This window comes from Bacillus sp. NPDC060175 (assembly GCF_042728695.1).
Lineage (GTDB): Bacteria > Bacillota > Bacilli > Bacillales > Bacillaceae_G > Bacillus_A.
This window is the reverse complement of record NZ_JBHWYR010000018.1, coordinates 58,562-76,916: the sequence shown is the minus strand read 5'-3', so window position 1 is coordinate 76,916 and position 18,355 is coordinate 58,562. Positions and strand designations below refer to the sequence as shown.

Here is an 18,355-nt window from a genome sequence, read left to right as displayed (position 1 = left end):
TATTTTTATAAGCCGTAAAGAAAAAGACCTGGTGTTTACACCAGGTCTTTTTCTTTTTCTATCCATTTCCAATAACGCTCGCACTTCACTTCAATCATTTGTACTTTTCGTTTTAGTTGTAATTTCTTTAGCTCACGTTCTATTTCTTGCTGAGGGCAGTCATATATAAATGAGATTTCCTTTGAAGAAATAAATTGTGTTGCTTCTAGTAATACTTCTAAAGGAGGTAATGGCTCTGGCTCAATCTCGCATTTTACAAGTTCTTTTAATAGCTGTACGTATACATCATAGGAATAAATTCCCGCGATTTTAATACCTTCCTCATCTGAATTTGCATGAAAAAATAGGAGGGAAGGTATTTCTGTAATATGCATCTCATTTGTGAATTTTAGGTCGCATTGGAAAGCTTTTTTTGCGCTAACTGAGTGTAGGTCTTTTTTAAATTCCTCTACATCAATGCCACTATCTTTAGCGCATGTAAGCAATAATTCACAGTCAGGGTTTGATACATTTTCAAGAAGAATGTATTCTTGAAGTTTTCGCAAAAACTTCGAACCTGCTTTTCGGCCTTGCAACTCCGCCGCTTTAATCGCCATCGAAACTAAATATGGTGTTGACGATGCCTCTTGCATATGTACTTTTCCATCACATGAAAAACCTTGTAAACTTGTTGTTTTTTCCCACACAAATCGAATATTAGCAGGTTTATTCCATTTGTGTGAGGAAGCGTTTGCTCCGTCCACTTTTCCTGTTACGATATGACGAATAGAGAAGTATTTCCCATACTCAAGCCATAGTTTAATAATAAATGGCTCGATATCCCAGCAATCTTTACAAAGTGGATCAATAAATAAATATGCTTCTACAGATTTATGCTCGCATGTGGAAGGAGAAGGCATATTTATATGCTTTACTTCCTGCTTATCCATTACACTTCACCTGTTTCATTTGGAGTATTGACCATATGTTGAGCAGTTAATGCTAAACGTTCAAAAACAAACTCTCTTATATGACCGTGCACTCCTGTATCATCCATTGCTTGCTCCATACATGATAGCCAAGCTTCTGCGCGTTTTGGAGTAATCTCAAACGGAAGATGGCGTGCTCTTAGCATAGGATGCCCATGTTCTTCAGTGTATAAATTAGGACCACCTAAATATTGTGTTAAAAATTGTTTCTGCTTCCTAGCAGTTTCTGTTAAATCATCCGGGAAGATCGGAGATAAGTCAGGGTGTTCACTGACATAGGAATAAAATGTATCCACTAATGTTGCAATGCATTGCTCACCGCCAATTGCTTCAAATGGTGTCATCGGTTGCTTGCTCATCCTTTATAAACTCCTTTTTCCATGAAATGTATATCTATTGTAGCAATGGAATGTTATGAAGAGCAACTAAACAGCCTTCATAACATTCTTTGCTTATTCTATATGTTGCTAATAAATCTTCACTTTCCAAAAAAGGTGAAACATAGCCACCAGTAAATCACTTCTGCACTGATGGAAATTTTACTTTAGCGCTCTTCGTTTTGTTTGGCAAGGAAAAAGCGTTTTACTTTGTTGTTTGTATGACGAACTGGTACGTTATATTGCTTTAATAACCTTATAAATGCTGCTTTACCGGTCTTTTCATCTTGCACTTCGTATTCAATTTCATAATCATCGTGATTGTAATAGAAACTATGATCAAAGACAAGCGTTCCGCCTTCAAATAATGTTTCAGCTCTTTCTGTTGTTAAACTACCCATATAAGTTAAAGAGGAAACGGGAATTTGTAATTTGTGTAGCTGATCCATTACAGTTCCTTGAATGAGTGTGTTTGTTTCCATCATAAGTTTTGCTTCTTTTTCTGTTACAGACTGATGAGTTTCTAATAAACCAATTTCAGCAGGTTGTTTTAATGTTAATGTATAAGTTCCATCTTTATGACGAATACGAAGTGCAGAGCCTGCATCTTTTAAAGAGAAGTCAGGCGTTTCAAAGTAGTGATTCACTTGTTTTGTAAATGCTCCAATAGAAAAAGATTTGCATAATGTTTGGAATTCTTCCTCTGTAACCATATTTTTAAATTCAATTTCAATTTCTTGTGTCATTATATACGCTCCTTTTGAAAAAATAATTCTTTCCACATTATCGTTTTTTCGCAAATTTGGTTCAATGTTTTATTTGTTTGCGTCCATGTTATGATACAATAATACTGTTAAGTAAGACAGGAAGTTGAGATGGAGGAGTTCGAGCATGCAAAATAAAATTCAAGTTAAGAGCGTAGAAACGAGAGAGAATGCGCTTATTTTTTGTGCGGAAAATACTGAAATAGAGGTAAAGGAGTTAAGTGCGCGTAATCACGTACTTGTAGACTCAGACAATTTATCATTTTTATATATCTTAGAAAACGAATCATCTTTCATTTATGTAAGTATTCCGCATACATGCTGGGAAGCAATGCATGAAGCGATGAATAAAGATACAGCGATGTTTATTCGCGTGAATGATGTTGAAATAGAATTAGAAGGATTAAAAGAAGAAGTAGAATATTTAGTTGAAAATATTGAAGGTAATGCAAATTACGGAGAAGAACTAGTAACTGCTGTAGAAAAAGTGTTTCTATAAGCAAATGGATTGATTTTGGTGGTGGTTGAAATGAATCGTAATTGGGAAGAATTTTTAGCGCCTTATCACCAAGCGGTGGCGGAGCTGAAAGTGAAACTAAAAGGAATGCGTACTCAATTTGCAATGTTAACGGAGCATTCTCCAATTGAGTTTGTAACAGGAAGGGTAAAGTCGGTTGCAAGTATTATTGATAAAGCGGAGAAGAGAAATGTACCGCTAGACCGAATTAGAGAAGATATGCAGGACATTGCGGGCCTTCGAATGATGTGTCAATTCGTAGATGAGATTAAGCCTGTTGTAGAATATCTTCGAAAACGAAATGATTTTGACATTGTGGAAGAACGTGATTATGTAACGCAAAAGAAAGATAGCGGCTATCGCTCTTACCACGTTGTCATTAGTTATCCTGTTCAAACGATACAGGGGGAGAAAAAAGTGTTAGTTGAAATTCAAATTCGCACGTTAGCAATGAATTTTTGGGCAACGATTGAGCATTCTTTAAATTACAAATATAGTGGACGTTTTCCTGAAGATATTAAAATACGCTTACAACGTGCAGCGGAAGCGGCGTTTTTATTAGATGAAGAAATGTCTTCCATTCGTCTTGAAATTCAAGAAGCGCAAAAGGTCTTTTCACGAAAGCAGGAAACGAAAGATTCTGAATCATAAACTAAAGGGTGTTGGGCGATGAAATTTACAATTATGTCAAAGGGAGATCAATCATCAGATACACTAGCAAGTACGATGAAAGAATACTTGTTAGATTTTGGGTTTACAATGGATGAAAAGGAACCTGATATTGTAATTTCTGTTGGGGGAGATGGAACGCTTTTATATGCATTCCATCGTTACTATAATCGATTAGATGAAACCGCATTTGTTGGTGTACATACAGGGCATTTAGGTTTCTATGCAGATTGGTTACCGACGGAAGTAGAGAAGTTGGTGATTGCAATCGCTAAAACACCGTTCCAAGTGGTTGAATATCCACTTTTAGAAGTGATTATTCGCTATGTGAATGGTAGTAAAGAGTCGCAGTATTTGGCGATGAATGAAGCGACTGTAAAAAGTGCAGAAGGTACATTAGTAACAGAAGTGGAAATACGCGGAGAGTATTTCGAAACGTTTCGCGGAGATGGTCTTTGTATTTCTACTCCTTCGGGAAGTACCGCGTATAATAAGGCGCTTGGCGGAGCAATTATTCACCCTTCTATTGAAGCGATTCAAATTGCAGAAATGGCATCTATCAATAATCGTGTATTTCGTACGGTAGGTTCGCCGCTCGTGCTGCCGAAGCATCATACATGCGTTTTAAAGCCGGCTGCAGGAATGAACTTGCAAATTACGGTGGATCATTTGACGATGGTTCATCAAGATGTGAAATCAATTCAGTATCGCGTTGCAAACGAGAAAGTACGATTTGTTCGTTTCCGTCCGTTCCCATTCTGGAAACGTGTTCGTGACTCGTTTGTTGCAGATAAATAGAGAGGGTTTATATATTTGAACAGATTTACATTGAAATGGGATATAGGGCTGGCTGAAGAGGGAACTTTAGTTAGAGAATTTTTGAAAACAAAAGGGATTTCGAAAGCTGCTTTAACGGATATAAAGTTCCGCGGGGGAGCAATTGAAGTAAACGGTCAACACACGAGTGTTCGTCACAAGTTGCAAGCTGGTGAAGAGTTACAAGTCTTTTTTCCAGTGGAGGAAAGAAGTGAAGGGATGGAAGTGGAAGAAATCCCTTTATGTATCGTATATGAAGATGATGCGGTTCTTGTTATAAATAAAGAAGCAAATATGTCGACAATTCCGTCTAGGGAGCACCCGTCAGGAAGTGTTGCAAACGCTCTTTTACATCATTATGATAAACAAAATCTTGCAAGTACGGTGCACATTGTGACGAGGTTAGACCGTGATACTTCAGGGCTTATGTTAATTGCGAAAAATAGATTCGTTCACCACCTTTTATCGAAGCAGCATCAACAAAAAGGGGTGAAACGAACGTATGAGGCAATCGTTCATGGGACTATTTTAGAAGAAGTAGGAACGATTGACGCGCCAATCGGACGAAAAGCGGATAGTATTATCGAGCGAACTGTCTGTGAAGATGGTCAAAGAGCTGTTACTCATTTTAGAGTGATGGAGAGTTCTCCCGATAAGACGCATGTAGCACTTGAGCTCGAGACGGGAAGAACACATCAAATTCGTGTACATATGGCATATATAGGACATCCGCTACTTGGGGATGATCTATACGGTGGCCGAAGAGATGTGATAAAACGTCAAGCGCTGCATAGTACATCTTTGACGTTTTATCATCCTATTTTAGAAAAGGGAATGACTTTTACCGTAAGTATCCCAGAGGATATGCAATACGCTTTACATAACAATTAAAAGGGAACAAAATTCTTATCATAAAAAGAATTTTGTTCCCTTTTTTTAGCGGAATAATATTAAAATTTGATGTTCACCAGTACGCTTTATAACGAAAAAGCCACTTTCAGCTTTTGTAGCAATGCCGTCATCATTTGGACGACAATATCCGTGTGTTTCGCAAGTACCGTCATCACGTACTAACATTTGTCCAATTAATCCGACAGGAAGCCACTCAGTACGGTCTCTTCTTGATAGATACTTACAAGCTGGATTCCATTCTGTATTTAAAAGAGGTTGTATTTCTTGCGTATCCGTACGCGTATATTGACGTTTTCCGAAGCGGTCTGTTTTATAGCGTTTTTGCCAACTTAAAGCACCGCTATTTCCTATGAGAGCAGGAGTAGCGCTGGATATGCCTAGTATGAATGTATCATTTGAAGTAGCTTTTCGAATTTTTTCTTCGTTACTAAATGTAATGAAATAACCGACATCAATAGGGGTATGATCTTCTGTTTCAAACATTTGTGCAAAATCAGTCCCGCTTGCATTGTAAGAAGCACCATCGATATACATTTCTCCGTTATGGGCAAGCCATTTGGCACCTATATTATGATCAGAGTCATTTGTCCCATTTGCGATAAACCAGGAATAAGCTTCTTCTGCTGTACCAAATTTACCCATAATATGGCTGCCTGCAAAATTAGCTGTTGATGTATGATTTCCTTCCGCATGAGATGAGAATCCGTTAGCGATAGTTGCGGTTCCTTCTGCATGTGCTGCTTCGCCGAAAGTAATTGTATGTTTTCCTTCCGCATGAGAATAAGAACCACCTGCTGTCGTTTCACTTCCTTCACTATGCGAACTATGTCCAGTTGCCTTTGTTTTTGAACCTTCTGCATGAGAAAAGGGACCCGTTGCATGTGTAAGAAGCCCTTCTGCATGTGAAGCGATTCCATCAGCTTTAGAGTGAAGTCCTTCTTTATATGCGTGACGAGCTCCTTTGTTATTTTCTTTTTTTATAGGTGTAGGTACAGGAGCCTGAGTAGGGGTGGATCCTTCTATTTGTACATCGTTGCCTGAGATTAATGCTTTTTTTATTTTTTTTACTTGATTTATAATAGTCGCTGGAATTTCCGGTTGTACTTTTTCCTTTATTGCTGCAGGAATGTTTTCTTCTATATTTTCTTGTATCTTTTCCGAATTAAGCACAGGTTCAACATCATTAGAAGCGAGCTTCTTTTTTTGTTGTGCTTTTATTTTCCTGCTATCTATAATCCGCCTCATAACAGCATTTTCTAAAGAGACATATTTTTCTCTCGGTTTTCTTTTTTTTGATGACTCTTGTTCTTCTATTTCTTCTATAGCTGCAGCTCGAATACTGCACCAGTTGTTAATTCCATAAATGGGATGGTATAAAGGGTGGAATTTTCTTTTTTGTTTAGAAGATTTTTTCTTCATTCCGTCACCTCCTGCGACAGTATATGCCGCACAATTAAAAAAAGATGCACTTTATTGCATCTTTTTTTAATTGCTTTATCTAGTTTTAGTGTAGGATATGTCTAGAAAACACCATGCTCCCCTGCAAATCGTGAATTGTACTAAGTAGGGATTTGCGGGCAGTAAGACTCTCCCACCTCAAAAATCGGCAGTAAAGCAAAGAGGTTAGGTGGGAGTCAGGCTGCCCGTAAAAGCCCGATTGGTGCGGGCTAACAATCAGTGGGGGATGAACGAAACCCCCACTGATTAAAGTTTCACTTTATGAAATTGGGCGGAACTTTTCAGAGACAAAAGGTAGGGAAGAAGGGACAGAAACGGTCTCCAACTCAGGGTAACGTAGTCCAGTTAGTTTACCACCAAATACAGCGCCGGTATCAATATTGACTGTATGATTCACAAAGCGGGGTTCATTGACAGGTGTATGTCCATAAATAATCCATGTTTCACCCTTATACTCTTTCGCCCAATCTCGACGGATAGGTGATCCGTCAGGGTTTTTTTCGCCTGTAATATCACCATATAATACAAATGTTTGTACTTTTTTATCTTCTCTTCCTATGTAATCTTGCCGAATACCAGCGTGACAGACGATTAATTTTTTTTCATCCAGTATGTGATATAGCGGTGATTGTTCGTAAAGAGTAATGAATTTTTCTTTTATTACTTGTTGCTTATTAGAAGGCAATGCTTCATATTCTGCAACAGTTGTTTCGAGCCCATGAGCGATTGTGACATTACGCCCAAGGAAGAAACGATACAGTTTATTACAGTGATTCCCTGGTGCATAATAAGCATCTTTTCTATGTATTACGAGCTCCCATACAATTTCAATCATACGTAATGAATGAGGACCTCGGTCTGTAATATCACCAACGAATGCAAGCTTTCGTTTTGCGTTATGAATTGGGAGACCACTATCCCAGCTATAACCTAGTTTCGTTGTTAAATCTTGAAACTCTTGGAAGCATCCGTGAATATCACCTATAATGTCGTATTTCATATGTAAACCTCCAGCTTATTTTTTCATTAGTATATCTAAAATGGCCATAGAAAAAAACCATACCGTTTTTCGATATGGTTCATTTAAACATAAAGATTTTAGTTCTTGAGCGTACGTTTAAAATAAATCCAATAGCAACCATATATGTGAGCAGTGAACTCCCGCCATAGCTCATAAGAGGTAACGTTATTCCTGTAATAGGGAGTAAACCGATTGTCATCCCGATATTTTGGAATACTTGGAACGTGAACATTCCGATTGTACCAGCGCAAATATAACTACCGAAAGGTTCATTGCTTTCTAAAGCGATATGAATCATTCGGTAAATGAGTAAGAAAAAAAGTGAAATGATGACACTTGCTCCTAAAAAGCCGAATTGTTCAGCGACATTTGTGAAAATAAAATCTGTATGTGGCTCTGGGAAATATACTTGTCCATTCTCCCATCCTTTTCCTTGCATTTCTCCTGATCCAGCAGCTAAGAATGCTTGTCTTAATTGGTATCCTTGAGCGTCATATTTGTAAGGTGCCAGCCAGCCGTAGAAGCGGTTTAATTGATATTCTTTTAGAATATGACCTTTAAAGAACGCTGTATGAATGAAATAAACATAAGTTAAGGCAGAGCTCATGGCGAAAACGAGGGAGGTTAATCCGAAAATAAAGCGCCAACGTATACCAGAAACTAAAATCATTGCTGCGAGCATAGCCGTAATTACCATCGTGTTTCCTAAATCAGGTTCTTTTGCGATAAGAAGTAGAGGTGGTAAACTAGCTGCGAATATTTTTCCGAGCAAAATGAAATCTTCACGTGCTGTCCGAAAAGGGTATTTCTCATTATGATTCGCTATAATTCGTCCAACGACGATAATTAAAAATAATTTCATAATTTCTGAAGGTTGAAAGTTTCCGATACCTGGGAGTCTATACCATGCGGTAGCCCCTTTAATCGTAACAGCACCTGGAACTTGAAGTTCTAGACCAATAAGAAGTATGAGTGCAAAGCTATACAAATACCAAGCAATTTGTTTATATCGATCAAAATCAATAACCATAATAACGCCAATGGCGATAAATCCAATGATGTACCATTGGATTTGTTTTAATACAAAATTTACGTTTTGTAAAAATGGTGGTAAAGAAGCTTGTGCACTTGCAATAGCAAAGCAACTAACAGTCCCGATGGCAAATAAAATGAATATTAATATGTAGTCTATTTGATATTGAGGGTTCGGATCTTTCACTGTATGAATTCCTTTCTACTCCTCTTTATATTAGTGGATTTTAGTTGTTGCATCACGTATTTTAGAATGTATGAACTATACGCGTTATTCACATATAGTTCATACATTTTTGTTTTCGTAGCATCGGCTAATGATTCAGCTCTTTTATAATTATATCCAAACAATGGGAAAGACGTACATGTGCATCTGGAATGGGATCTGGTAGACTGTGATAATATATTAAGGAGTTTTTACACCATTGGTAAGCGCTAAGTAGGGCTATTCTATAGTCCTTAGTATTTTGTAAAAAGCCATATTCTTTTGATGTTATAATGAGATGCAGAAAATCTTCAGAGCCTTCAAGGAGCTTGTCGTGTATTTGTTGCCCAGCATGGTAGCGAAATTGACTTAACGGCTCAGATATATACACTGCATCTCCTTTAGAAAGTAGAGAAATCCAGGATGCCATATCGACACTACAAGCATATGGTCTATCTTGTAGTGTTCCAAAAGGTTCAGTGAGTAACTGTTTTCTAAATAGAATAGTTGTAGGCTCACCGATAATGTTATGCCCATCTCTTAACATCCAGTCGCCTAAAAATATTCCGTTTAATTGAATGTCTTCGCTATATAATCTTTGTGTTGGATGAGCATCTCCAATTAAATTTCCCTGATCATCAATACGTACTCGATAAGAAGTTATAAGAGCGAGATTTTTATTTGTGTCTTGCTCAAAATAAGCCATCATTTTTTGTATTTTATGATTATAAAACACATCATCGTCCATTAAAAAATTTATATACTCCCCATTAGATTTCTCTAAGAGCATAAGATCGTTATGAAATTGTCCTAAAGTAGTGGTGTTTCGAATGTATGTTATATTTTTATAATTAGGTAAATACTGTTCATTTATTAAGATTTCTGTTTCATCATTTGTACTATCGTCCCCTATAATAACTTCAATATTCGGATAACTTTGCGCTAATGCACTTTCTAGAGCAATTTTGAAATAATGTGGTCGATTATAAGTGGGAATAAGGATGGAAACGAGAGGTGACTTTTTTTTATTATTCATACGAAACTACCTTTCAGAAGCTTTTTTTGTAAGAACGATATCTTGATAACTTGTATACTCATTTCTGCCGCACCATAAACCATAATGCGGTTTATTAATTACCTCTAAGCCATGTTTATTTAATAAGATGCGGATATCTTCTTCAGGATAGGCAACTGCGAAATTAGGAATATCTTTATTCACAACATAACAATTTTCAATTTGATGATAAAAACCTAATGTACTTAGCCCTGAATTTAAGTAATAGGATGATTCAGGGTTAATGAGAAAGAAGGTAATAAAACATCTCCCATTTTTTTTTAGAACACGTACAATCTCAGATACGTAATGTTCTAATTCTTTCGGAAGGAGATGGGTAAATACAGAAGTTAAAAAAACAAAATCGAATGAATCGTCTTCATATGGAAATTTGTATTGAGAAGCATCTTCTTTTCCTTCTGGGTTGTAGAATTGATTATATATATCAACGTGTTCAAAATGAAAATTGCTACGGGCAGCTGAAATATTATTTTTGCACCATGTAATGCCATCTTTAAATAAATCAAATCCATAATAAGCTCCATCATCGCTTAAGTAATTCATTAATGGGACCGCCATTCGGCCGACACCACAACCTACATCTAACACTGTTTCATTGGATTTTAAACTACCAATTTGAATAAAATGCTTTATGAATTCTTTTCCAACCTTTTGAAAGTCGCCCCCTACATATTGGACGAGTTCGGGAGGTGGGATTAATGCGATTTTTTTTTCAAGCTCGCTCATAATTTCACTCCTTCCTTGTAGTAAACAGGGAACCAACATTTTTAATATGCAGCTACCATTTTATAGTGGGAGGGGAAACGATATTTGAACTGTTGCGATATGTAAAAAGCTCCCTAGAACAACTGGAAATAGTAATGGGAGCCTTTGTTTTTATTTATCATGCTATTCGAAGGCCAATAATTAGTGTGAGATGGAGAAACCCTAACTGAATAAAGTTTCGCCCTATTCTTTTCGCCAATAAACCCCGAATACATCAATTTTAGTAATAGGAGCTTTTAAGTTTCTTTGATTTCTAAAGTCTGTCACAGCCTCAGCACATGGTGGTAGCCCATAGTCATCGATAATTATATAGCCGCCCTTAGAAACTTTATCGTATAAGTTTACGAGACCATCCATCGTTGATTCATACATATCACCGTCAAGGCGAGCAATCGCAATTTTTTCTATCGGTGCTGACGGTAAAGTATCTTTAAACCAACCTTTTAAAAACTTTACCTGGTCATTTAATAAATCGTATTTTCTAAAGTTTTCTTGTACTTGTTCTAAAGAAACACGTAAATAATCAAAGCTGTGTAAGTAATCGCCGAAATCTCTCGGGTATTGTTCTATATTTGGTGTTGGGAGGCCCTCAAATGAATCGGCAACCCATACATTGCGATCAGTAATGTTGTTTGCTTGTAAAAAACCATTCATAAAAATGCACGATCCCCCGCGCCACACACCTGTTTCAATAAAATCACCTTCTATATTTTCACGGACAACTGTTTCTAATGCTTCATGTAATTGATTCATGCGTTCCCGGCCGATCATACTGTGTGCTGCTCTTGGCCAATCCATTCCGTCTTGACGTTCGCTTTTTAAAACGTTAGGTTTAATAATTTTTAAATTATGATTTTCTGCATATTGTTTAATAAATAAAGGGAGTGGAACTGTAACGGGTTCGTATGGAAGTTCCTTAGATATATGTAACGAAGCAGGTAAATATGGCTCATACTCTAGCCATATTTCAAACAGAATTGTTTTCTTTAACAACTCGAGATAAAGCTGGACAGCAGATTTATTTTCCATATAGATGCCTCCTGCGAAATGTCATACAACAATATGATTATGTAGGTAGTGAAGGTTTCATGATTGAATTCATAATTGAAAAAGCAGTAAAACTGATATCAGTTTTACTGCTAAGTAAAAAATTAAGCAATTTTTTCAATAATAATTGATGCACTAGTACCAAGAGCTAGCGATAAGCCAAGTCCTGTAACAACTGCTTCAACCATTGATGGAGTTATTGTAATTTGTGTAATCGCTTGGATAACGAGAGGTGCTCCAAGTGAGATTAAACTTGTTCCGGCACCTGGTACATTGACACCGTTAACTTGAATTGCAAGGCTACCTAATACACTTACTAATGCAGTATATGCGATAACAGTAATTTTGTAGAATCCAGTTTCACTTATGATGAAAGTATCGGCATCTAATTGAGAAATTGCTGTACCAAACTGAGATCCAACAGTATTAAATGGTACTGGCTCATTAATTCCAAGAGCTACGCTAATTGTAGCAGAGTTAAATGCGTACAATCCTGCTGGAAGTCCTAATCCAGATGGTCCAGTCGGTCCAGTCGGTCCGGTCGGTCCAGTCGGTCCGGTCGGTCCAGTCGGTCCAGTCGGTCCAGTCGGTCCAGTCGGTCCAGTCGGCCCAGTCGGTCCAGTCGGTCCAGTCGAGCCAGTCGGCCCAGTCGAGCCAGTCGGTCCAGTCGAGCCAGTCGGTCCAGTCGAACCAGTCGGTCCAGTCGAACCAGTTGGCCCAGTCGGTCCAGTACCGCCAGTACCGCTAGTCGGCCCGGTCGGTCCAGTCGGCCCGGTCGGTCCAGTCGGCCCGGTCGGTCCAGTCGGCCCAGTCGGCCCAGTCGGCCCGGTCGGAAGGGTAAATGGCGGTATTGGTGGTAAAGTTGGTCCTACAAGATTAGGGTCAAATGCACTAGCTGATAAGGATTCATCTGGATTTAAGCCATCTGAATAATTATTATTTGACATAAATTCACCTCCATAAAGCTTTCATTATATAGTAGATGCAAAACCGTAAGAAAATGACACGGACATTTGAATTATTGAAAAGAAATCTTAAATAGCTTGAACAAGTTAAAAAAATGGAAAGTTTATTGTATGTATAACATATGATTGAGTTGGAAGAGGGTGATTATGTTGAACAAGCAAGGAATTACAATTAGTCTATGTATGATTGTTCGAGATGAGGAAAATACAATAGATCGATGTTTGGACGCGGTAGAAAAAATCGTGGATGAAATTGTAATAGTTGATACAGGTTCTGTTGATCGAACGAAAAAAAATGTAGAAAAATACACTTCTAACATATACGATTTTCAATGGATTGATGATTTTGCAGCGGCTAGAAATTTTGCTTTTTCAAAAGCAACGCAAGAATATATATTATGGCTAGATGCGGATGATGTTTTATTAGAGGATGCTCAGGAATTACTGAAAACATTAAAACGAGAGTTAGATGGTAAAGTTGACGCTGTTTCTATGCCTTATTATCTTGTAATGGATTCTAATGGGAAACCTTTATATTGCACAAGAAGATATCGACTTGTAAAGCGTGAAAAACAGTTTCAATGGTTTGGAAAGGTACATGAGTATTTGGCTGTTTCTGGTGAGATTTACAATAGTAATATCGCTATTACACATAAAAAGGAAAAAGAAGTAACGAATCGTAATTTAAAAATTTTTCAAAATGCTGTAGCAGCTGGAGAAGAATTAAGCCCGAGAGATTTATTTTATTACGGTAATGAATCTATGGATAATCAAAAATATGACGATGCGGTTCTTCTGTATGAAACATTTCTTAATCAAGAGGAAGGATGGCATGAAGAGAAAATTTATGCATGTGGTAAGTTAGGGGATTGTTATGCGAAGTTAGGAGACTGGGAGAAGGCAGTTGAATCTTGTACGAAGTCGTTTCGTTATGGTATTCCTAGAGGAGAGAATTGTACAAGAATAGGATATATATATATGGAACAACAAAAGTATAATGAAGCGATATTTTGGTTTAAGCTAGCAACTGAAGTGCCGCTAGCAGAGGATAGTCCTTTTCACAGTCCGGCTAGTTATACGTGGATTCCATATTTACAAATGTGTATTTGTTATAGCAGATTAGGAGATCAAGATAAAGCTTATTATTATAATGAATTGGCAGCTTCTTATGTTCCGAATAATGCTGCGATTGAATATAACCGTAAATATTTTAGAGGCGTCTATGATAAACAATATAAAATGTGATTTGTTCTATTTTTAGGAAATGACTTGTCGCTATTCTAACGATAGTAGATTGGCTATATATTAGAGTATCGGTAATGCAACCAATAGAGATGGCATCCTTTGTAGAATGTATTTTATTTATATTTCAAATTCAATTTGCATAAGGAGTGTGTGAAATGAATCGAGAAAAAAGTTCTTTATACGAAGAAAAAGCTGAACATTATTATAATGCGGCAAATCCTAATTTATTAAAGCATATAAAAAAGGAATGGCAAGAAGTTCTTGATATTGGCTGCTCGAGCGGTGCGTTAGGAGCGGCTATAAAAGAAAATGGAGCACGTGTATCAGGAATTGAAGCGTTCCCAGAGGCTGCCGAAAAAGCGAAAGAAAAACTAGATCATGTTATTTTAGGTGATATAGAAACAATGGAACTTCCTTATGAGAAGGAACAATTTGATTGTGTCATATTCGGGGATGTATTAGAGCATTTATTCGACCCGTGGGCTGTCATAGAAAAAGTAAAACCTTATATAAAACAAAATGGAGTTATTTTAGCTAGCATACCGAACGTTGCTCACATTTCAGTGTTAGCTCCTTTATTAGCTGGAAATTGGACGTATACAGAATATGGTTTATTAGATAAAACACATATTCGTTTCTTTACATTTAATGAGATGTTACGAATGTTTTTAAAAGCGGGCTATTCTATTAGTAAAGTAGATCGTGTATATATCGATCACAAAATGTATGAACCACTAATTGAAGAGTTATATGGAATTTGTAAGAAATATCGTCTTGGAAGTGGCTTTATGGCTGAGACGGTTGTATTTCAATATATTATTGAAGCAGAAAAATCACAACTATGAATAATCCTGATAAAACGATTTTGATGGTGATATGTGTAAATGATTCGAAATTGTATGCACAATGCGTGAGACATATATTGAAATTGGCAGTACCTCCAGGATATAGTGTACAATTCATGCCAATTCGCGGTGCAAAAAGTATGACGAGCGGATACAATCAAGCACTTTCGAATCCAGCGAAATATAAAGTGTATTTACACCAAGATGTTTTTATTGTAAATGGGGCTTTTTTATTTGGATTAATTCAATTATTTACGGAACACGAGCATCTTGGGATGATTGGGATGGTTGGAGCCCAGTATGTTCCCCCGCACGGTGTATGGAACGAAGGAAGAGGGATAGTTGGGAAAGTAATTGGTTACATGAACGAGTTATTTTATATGGCTAGTTTAGAGCAACCATTTCATGAATCGAAAACATTTATTCCAGTGGAATGTATTGACGGTTTATTGATGGCGACACAATATGATATTCCGTGGCGAGAGGACTTATTTGATGGGTTTGATTTTTATGATGTATCCCAATCGTTTGAATTTAAAAAAGCTGGGTATACAGTCGGTGTCCCTGTGCAGCGTGATGCTTGGTGTATTCATTATCATTTTGATGTAAATATGACGAATTATGAAAAGTATAGGAAAGTGTTCGTGGAGCATTATATGTCAGATGTAAATAAGGAAGAATGAAGGGGCTACAAAAATGAAAGATCATACAATATTAGTCGTTGTTTGTGTAAATAATGAAGAGCTTTTCGAGCAATGTGAGAGACAAATAAGAAACATTTTTGTCCCCCCTGGCTATGTAGTGCAAATTTTTCCGATACGAGATGCGAAAAGTATGGCAAGTGCGTACAATCGAGCACTTTCATATCCGGCGAAATATAAAGTATATATACATCAAGATACTTACCTTATTAATCGTGATATGTTTTGTACCCTCATTTCTCTTTTTAAAGAAAATGAAAAGCTTGGCTTAATTGGAGTAGCTGGCGCCCAATTTTTACCGAGTAATGGGATATGGTGGGAAGGTAAAAACTTAGTAGGGAAAGTGATTGAATACAGAAGACAGAATTATCAATTATTAAATTTAAATCAGGATTTTTATGGGGATAAATCATTTATGTCAGTTCAGTCAATTGATGGTCTACTAATGGCAACGCAACATGACCTTCCATGGCGAGAGGATTTGTTTCAAGGATTCCATTTCTATGATGTGTCACAGTCTTTAGAATTTCAAAAGGCTGGATATTTAATTGGTATCCCTAATCAATCAAATCTATGGTGTATTCATTACAATGGAGATGAGTTTGATGCGGATACATATGAGAAATACCGAAAAGTTTTTGTGGAACATTATAAAGATATACTATCTCCATCATAAGGGAGAGATGAAGGATGAAAGGGATTATTTTAGCAGGCGGGACAGGATCGAGATTATATCCAATAACGAAAGTAACAAATAAACATTTACTTCCCGTTGGGCGGTATCCGATGATTTATCATGCGGTATATAAGCTGAAGCAATGTGAAATTACAGATATTATGATTATTACAGGTAAAGAGCATATGGGAGATGTTGTGAGCTTTCTAGGAAGTGGTCAAGAGTTTGGTGTATCCTTTACGTATCGTGTGCAAGATAAGGCGGGCGGGATTGCGCAGGCGCTAGGACTTTGTGAAGATTTCGTAGGAAATGATCGGATGGCAGTTATATTAGGAGATAATATCTTTTCAGATGATATTCGCCCGTATGTTGAAGAGTTTACAAGTCAAAAAGAAGGGGCTAAAGTGCTGCTTCAATCTGTAGAAGATCCCGAAAGATTTGGTGTAGCGCATATTCAAGGCCGAAAAATAATTGAAATTGAAGAAAAGCCGAAGAAGCCGAAAAGTGCTTATGCTGTGACGGGAATTTATTTGTATGATTCGAAAGTCTTTTCTTATATAAAAGAATTAAAACCTTCCTCAAGAGGGGAACTTGAAATTACAGATATAAATAATTGGTACTTAAAAAGAGGAGTGCTTACTTATAATGAAATGAGCGGCTGGTGGACGGATGCGGGAACGCATGCTTCTCTTCAAAGAGCGAATACGTTAGCGCGGGATATAAACTTTGGGAAACAGTTTAATGGAGAATAGGTGAAAATATGAAAGTTGTAGAAACAAATTTTACCGATGCGAAATTGTTAGAACCGAGGATATTTGGAGATGAGCGCGGTTATTTTACAGAAAGTTATAATAAGAAGATGCTAGAAACGTTAGGGATTACGCATTCATTTGTACAGGATAACGTATCTTATTCAGCTAGGTCGGGGACGATTCGAGGGCTACACTTTCAAAAAAATCCGAAAGCACAAACGAAACTCATTCAAGTTATGCAAGGGGCAATATATGATGTTATCGTTGATTTGCGAAAAGATTCACCTACATTTAAAAAGTGGAGCGGTTATATTTTAAGCGCGGATAATCATAGGCAATTATTAGTGCCGAAAGGATTCGCTCATGGTTTTTGTACACTTGTACCTCATACAATTGTTATGTATAAAGTAGATGAGTATTATAGTGCTAATCACGATTCCGGTTTGCTTTGGGAAGATAAAGAATTATCAATTCCATGGCCGATAACAAATCCTATCTTGTCCGATAAGGATCGAATATTACCATTACTTCAGGAATATGAAGATAGTTTTTAAGTAGGAGAGTTGTTTATGAATATATTAGTTACAGGTGGAGCTGGATTTATTGGAAGTAATTTCATTCACTATATGTTAAAAAACTATGAAACATATAAAATCATTAATTACGATGCATTAACATATAGCGGGAATTTAAATAATGTAAAGTCTATTCAAGAAAATCCTAACTACTCATTTGTAAAAGGGAAAATCCAAAATGGAGAGCTGCTGGAACATGTTATTAAGGAACGTGACGTGCAAGTAATTGTAAATTTCGCGGCTGAATCACATGTGGATCGTAGTATTGAAAACCCAATCCCTTTTTATGATACGAATGTAATAGGTACAGTCACACTGTTGGAGTTAGTGAAAAAATATTCACATATTAAACTCGTGCATGTATCAACAGATGAAGTATACGGTTCTTTAGGGAAAATCGGAAAATTTACAGAGGAAACCCCGCTAGCTCCTAATAGTCCATATTCTTCAAGTAAAGCGAGTAGCGACATGATAGCCTTATCTTATTATGAAACGTATCAATTACCAGTTGTTGTAACACGTTGTTCTAATAACTATGGACCGTACCAATATCCTGAGAAATTAATTCCGTTAATGGTTACGAATGCGCTTGAAGAAAAGAAACTACCATTATATGGTGATGGATTGAATGTAAGGGATTGGTTGCATGTAACGGATCATTGTAGTGCAATTGACACAGTTTTGCATAAGGGACGTGTAGGAGAGGTATATAATATCGGCGGAAATAATGAAAAAACAAATATAGATGTTGTGGAACAAATTATAAAACTTTTAGGGAAATCGAAAAAAGATATTGAATTTGTAACAGACCGTTTAGGACACGATCGCCGTTATGCGATTGATGCGCAAAAAATGAAGAATGAGTTTGAATGGGAACCGAGGTATACGTTCGAACAGGGATTAAAAGAAACGGTGGAATGGTATAAAAACAATGTGGACTGGTGGAAACCACTAAAAGAAAAGTAAGGGG

21 protein-coding genes are annotated in these 18,355 nt (G+C 37.0%); 11 read left to right on the top strand and 10 right to left on the bottom strand.

Features of this window, described 5'->3' with window-relative positions:
* Window positions 1-35: 35 nt before the first annotated feature.
* From ACFWDE_RS11880 to ACFWDE_RS11870, 3 genes are all read right to left on the bottom strand, one after another.
* Entirely contained in the window at window positions 36-929 is an 894-nt protein-coding gene (locus ACFWDE_RS11880) for a ClpXP adapter SpxH family protein (protein ID WP_377892497.1), read from the bottom strand.
* On the bottom strand, window positions 929-1,327 hold the full coding sequence (locus ACFWDE_RS11875) for a globin domain-containing protein (protein WP_000043388.1): 399 nt from the start codon (window positions 1,325-1,327) through the stop codon (window positions 929-931). Before ACFWDE_RS11875 ends, ACFWDE_RS11880 begins: the two co-directional genes overlap by 1 nt.
* Window positions 1,328-1,512: 185 nt before the next feature.
* Complete coding sequence (locus tag ACFWDE_RS11870; protein WP_377892496.1) at window positions 1,513-2,091, bottom strand: CYTH domain-containing protein; 579 nt, start codon at window positions 2,089-2,091, stop codon at window positions 1,513-1,515.
* A gap of 145 nt (window positions 2,092-2,236) precedes the next feature.
* Here ACFWDE_RS11870 and ACFWDE_RS11865 point away from each other — a divergent pair, with 145 nt between their 5' ends.
* Genes ACFWDE_RS11865 through ACFWDE_RS11850 form a run of 4 tightly spaced genes read left to right on the top strand, consistent with a single transcriptional unit; the run spans window position 2,237 to window position 5,002 of the window.
* Window positions 2,237-2,608: a UPF0738 family protein gene (locus tag ACFWDE_RS11865; RefSeq protein WP_002011362.1), complete on the top strand. Its 372-nt coding sequence runs from the start codon at window positions 2,237-2,239 to the stop codon at window positions 2,606-2,608.
* 30 nt (window positions 2,609-2,638) lie between these two features.
* Window positions 2,639-3,277 (top strand): GTP diphosphokinase, encoded by a 639-nt coding sequence (yjbM, locus tag ACFWDE_RS11860; protein WP_002125951.1) that lies wholly within the window; start codon window positions 2,639-2,641, stop codon window positions 3,275-3,277.
* Between the two features lie 18 nt (window positions 3,278-3,295).
* The gene (locus ACFWDE_RS11855; RefSeq protein WP_000673196.1) at window positions 3,296-4,093 is read left to right on the top strand and encodes an NAD kinase; all 798 of its coding nucleotides are present in this window, start codon (window positions 3,296-3,298) and stop codon (window positions 4,091-4,093) included.
* A 15-nt stretch (window positions 4,094-4,108) separates the two neighbouring features.
* Complete coding sequence (locus ACFWDE_RS11850; protein WP_377892495.1) at window positions 4,109-5,002, top strand: RluA family pseudouridine synthase; 894 nt, start codon at window positions 4,109-4,111, stop codon at window positions 5,000-5,002.
* A 45-nt stretch (window positions 5,003-5,047) separates the two neighbouring features.
* Here ACFWDE_RS11850 and ACFWDE_RS11845 read toward each other — a convergent pair whose 3' ends face one another.
* From ACFWDE_RS11845 to ACFWDE_RS11815, 7 genes are all read right to left on the bottom strand, one after another.
* A complete protein-coding gene (locus tag ACFWDE_RS11845) occupies window positions 5,048-6,442 on the bottom strand; it encodes a peptidase G2 autoproteolytic cleavage domain-containing protein (protein ID WP_377892494.1) in 1,395 nt (464 codons plus the stop codon).
* Window positions 6,443-6,740: 298 nt separating this feature from the next.
* Window positions 6,741-7,481 carry a bis(5'-nucleosyl)-tetraphosphatase PrpE gene (gene prpE / locus ACFWDE_RS11840; protein ID WP_377892493.1) on the bottom strand — a complete coding sequence of 247 codons (741 nt, stop codon included), beginning with the start codon at window positions 7,479-7,481 and terminating at the stop codon, window positions 6,741-6,743.
* Between the two features lie 79 nt (window positions 7,482-7,560).
* On the bottom strand, window positions 7,561-8,721 hold the full coding sequence (locus tag ACFWDE_RS11835; protein ID WP_377892492.1) for an FtsW/RodA/SpoVE family cell cycle protein: 1,161 nt from the start codon (window positions 8,719-8,721) through the stop codon (window positions 7,561-7,563).
* A 127-nt stretch (window positions 8,722-8,848) separates the two neighbouring features.
* Window positions 8,849-9,775 (bottom strand): glycosyltransferase family 2 protein, encoded by a 927-nt coding sequence (locus ACFWDE_RS11830; protein WP_377892491.1) that lies wholly within the window; start codon window positions 9,773-9,775, stop codon window positions 8,849-8,851.
* 6 nt (window positions 9,776-9,781) lie between these two features.
* Window positions 9,782-10,540, bottom strand: a complete 759-nt coding sequence (locus ACFWDE_RS11825) for a class I SAM-dependent methyltransferase (RefSeq protein ID WP_377892490.1) — start codon at window positions 10,538-10,540, stop codon at window positions 9,782-9,784.
* Between the two features lie 222 nt (window positions 10,541-10,762).
* Window positions 10,763-11,608, bottom strand: a complete 846-nt coding sequence (locus ACFWDE_RS11820) for a TylF/MycF family methyltransferase (protein WP_002064272.1) — start codon at window positions 11,606-11,608, stop codon at window positions 10,763-10,765.
* A gap of 122 nt (window positions 11,609-11,730) precedes the next feature.
* The gene (locus ACFWDE_RS11815) at window positions 11,731-12,573 is read right to left on the bottom strand and encodes a BclA C-terminal domain-containing protein (protein WP_377892489.1); all 843 of its coding nucleotides are present in this window, start codon (window positions 12,571-12,573) and stop codon (window positions 11,731-11,733) included.
* A gap of 165 nt (window positions 12,574-12,738) precedes the next feature.
* Between ACFWDE_RS11815 and ACFWDE_RS11810 the strand changes: the two genes are divergently transcribed.
* The 7 genes from ACFWDE_RS11810 (at window position 12,739) to rfbB (ending at window position 18,351) form a co-directional block, all read left to right on the top strand.
* The gene (locus ACFWDE_RS11810; RefSeq protein ID WP_377892488.1) at window positions 12,739-13,836 is read left to right on the top strand and encodes a glycosyltransferase; all 1,098 of its coding nucleotides are present in this window, start codon (window positions 12,739-12,741) and stop codon (window positions 13,834-13,836) included.
* 155 nt (window positions 13,837-13,991) lie between these two features.
* Window positions 13,992-14,681, top strand: a complete 690-nt coding sequence (locus ACFWDE_RS11805; protein WP_377892487.1) for a class I SAM-dependent methyltransferase — start codon at window positions 13,992-13,994, stop codon at window positions 14,679-14,681.
* The gene (locus ACFWDE_RS11800) at window positions 14,678-15,364 is read left to right on the top strand and encodes a glycosyltransferase family protein (RefSeq protein WP_219917500.1); all 687 of its coding nucleotides are present in this window, start codon (window positions 14,678-14,680) and stop codon (window positions 15,362-15,364) included. Before ACFWDE_RS11805 ends, ACFWDE_RS11800 begins: the two co-directional genes overlap by 4 nt.
* 13 nt (window positions 15,365-15,377) lie before the next feature.
* Entirely contained in the window at window positions 15,378-16,058 is a 681-nt protein-coding gene (locus ACFWDE_RS11795) for a glycosyltransferase family protein (protein WP_377892486.1), read from the top strand.
* A 14-nt stretch (window positions 16,059-16,072) separates the two neighbouring features.
* Entirely contained in the window at window positions 16,073-16,810 is a 738-nt protein-coding gene (locus ACFWDE_RS11790) for a sugar phosphate nucleotidyltransferase (RefSeq protein WP_377892485.1), read from the top strand.
* An 8-nt stretch (window positions 16,811-16,818) separates the two neighbouring features.
* Window positions 16,819-17,364: a dTDP-4-dehydrorhamnose 3,5-epimerase gene (gene rfbC / locus ACFWDE_RS11785; RefSeq protein WP_377892484.1), complete on the top strand. Its 546-nt coding sequence runs from the start codon at window positions 16,819-16,821 to the stop codon at window positions 17,362-17,364.
* A gap of 15 nt (window positions 17,365-17,379) precedes the next feature.
* A complete protein-coding gene (rfbB, locus tag ACFWDE_RS11780) occupies window positions 17,380-18,351 on the top strand; it encodes a dTDP-glucose 4,6-dehydratase (RefSeq protein ID WP_377892483.1) in 972 nt (323 codons plus the stop codon).
* Window positions 18,352-18,355: the final 4 nt, after the last annotated feature.